The sequence below is a fragment of the Lysinibacillus sp. EB271-A1-10B genome, from assembly GCF_058791335.1.
In genome coordinates this window covers 1-2,125 of sequence record NZ_JBYTDL010000056.1, presented here as the reverse complement: position 1 = coordinate 2,125, position 2,125 = coordinate 1, and the positions used below count along the sequence as shown (strand labels likewise).

1 protein-coding gene, 1 tRNA gene and 1 rRNA gene are annotated in these 2,125 nt (G+C 38.5%); 1 reads left to right on the top strand and 2 read right to left on the bottom strand.

The window, feature by feature from the left end:
* Positions 1 to 2 precede the first annotated feature (2 nt).
* A tRNA-Asn gene (locus AC3WSK_RS26440) sits at positions 3 to 76 on the bottom strand.
* Between the two features lie 269 nt (positions 77 to 345).
* Between AC3WSK_RS26440 and mbcS the strand changes: the two genes are divergently transcribed.
* Positions 346 to 1,923 (top strand): acyl-CoA synthetase MbcS, encoded by a 1,578-nt coding sequence (mbcS, locus tag AC3WSK_RS26435; protein ID WP_427483265.1) that lies wholly within the window; start codon positions 346 to 348, stop codon positions 1,921 to 1,923.
* A 125-nt stretch (positions 1,924 to 2,048) separates the two neighbouring features.
* Here mbcS and rrf read toward each other — a convergent pair.
* Positions 2,049 to 2,125 (bottom strand): 5S ribosomal RNA (rrf, locus tag AC3WSK_RS26430); the annotation flags it as partial.

Genomic DNA, 2,125 nt, shown 5'->3' with positions numbered 1-2,125 from the left:
GGCTCCGAAGGCAGGACTCGAACCTGCGACAACCTGATTAACAGTCAGGTGCTACTACCAACTGAGCTACTTCGGAACAATACTATTCAATTCGGTTTTTAAAAACCTCTCAAGTACATTTATTATTATATCAAGCATTATAAATTATGCAATACATATTGTGAAAATTTTTATATTTTTTGTCGAAGTATTCCTGTACCTTAACTAAAAACCTAATAGTTCTCTATTAAATCTAATATTTCTATTTTATGTATAGAATATTCTTGCTGTATATTATTGTAATTGATAAAATAAAGATAGTTTTAAGAATTTTCTATTAAATTTGTTTGGGGGAGGAATGTTCACATGGTAACAAACGATTTAATTGCACCAGAATTCTATAATATTACAGAGGAATTGGAGAAATTTTCTCAAGATAGTGATCGTCAAGCAATACGATGGCTAAATACTCAACAGGAGCGACGAACGGTTTCCTATGTCGAACTTGTTCAAAAAATGAATCAATACGCGAATGTCTTAACGAAGAAGGGGCTTCAAAAAGGCGATCGCGTATTAGTCATTATTCCACGTCTGCCTGAAGCTTATTTTGTCTTTCTTGGATGTCTAAAGGCTGGAATTGTTCCTATTTCATGCTCAGAAATGTTACGTGCAAGTGATTTAGAGTATCGTATGGAGCACTCTTCTGCAAAGGCAGTAATTGCCTATGAAGTGTTTACTAGTGAAGTAGATCGTATTACTTCTTCAGTAGAGGCTTTAAATAATAAATTAGTTATAGGTTCTGCTACAGGTAATTGGACGTCTTTAAATGAATTGGCTAGTACACAGCCAGATACATTTAAAGCAGCTGCGACGAAAAGAGATGATATGGCATTTCTTTCTTATACATCAGGCACGACTGGTAAACCAAAAGGAGCTGTTCATTCGCACGGTTGGGGATATGCCCATATTAGAACAGCGGCTTCGGGGTGGCTTGGTGTACGTGAAGGTGATCTAGTTTGGGCTACAGCAGCACCAGGGTGGCAAAAATGGATTTGGAGTCCATTTTTATCGACTATTATGCTGGGCGCAACTGCATTTGTATACCATGGAGGATTTGATGCAAAAACATACCTTCAACTGCTTCAGGATGAAAAAGTCAATGTATTATGCTGTACTCCAACAGAATATCGCATTATGGCGAAGCTTGATAATTTAAAAGACTACAATCTATCTTCACTACGTAGCGCTGTTTCTGCTGGTGAACCGTTAAATCGACCAGTCATCGAAACATTTATGAACAACTTTGATCTTAAAGTGCGCGATGGCTATGGCCAAACGGAAAATACTTTATTAATCGGCACACTCGAAAATTCTGAATTACGTCCTGGTTCAATGGGTGTTCCTACTCCAGGCAATATTGTTCGTATCATTGATCATGAGGGTAACGAGGTACCAATTGGCGAAGTTGGAGATATTGCGGTACATAAATCATCTCCTGCTCTATTTAAAGAGTACTATCGTGAGCCTGAACGTACACAAGCTGCCTTCCGTGGAGATTGGTATATTACTGGTGACCAAGCTAAATGCGATGAAGACGGCTACTTCTGGTTTGAAGGCCGAGGAGATGACATCATTATTTCATCAGGCTATACAATTGGGCCATTTGAGGTAGAGGATGCTTTAAATAAACATGAAGCTGTACAAGAATGTGCTGTAGTCGCAGCACCAGATGAAATTAGAGGACATATTGTTAAAGCCTTTGTCATCTTGCGAGAAAGCTTCAAAGATCATGATGAGGTCGAATTAACAAAAGAACTACAGGAGCATGTTAAAGCTTTAACAGCACCTTATAAATATCCTCGAAGCATTGTCTTTATCGATGAGCTACCAAAAACAACTTCTGGGAAAATTCGTCGTATAGAGCTACGAGCAGCAACTGTATAAAATAAAAAAAGGAGACATTTTAACCAAGTGATTGGTGAAATGTCTCCTTTATATATTGCTTTTATTTAATATTCTTCAGGGTATAAAAAAAGCCACTACTGAGATTATCAGCAGCGACTTTTTGCGCCTAGCGACGTCCTACTCTCACAGGGGGAAGCCCCCAACTACCATCGGCGCTAAAGAGCTTAACTTCCGTGTTCGG

Excerpts from the sequence above, each read along its gene's own strand:
- mbcS (WP_427483265.1), top strand. The coding sequence starts at position 346 with ATGGTAACAAACGATTTAATTGCACCAGAATTCTATAATATTACAGAG.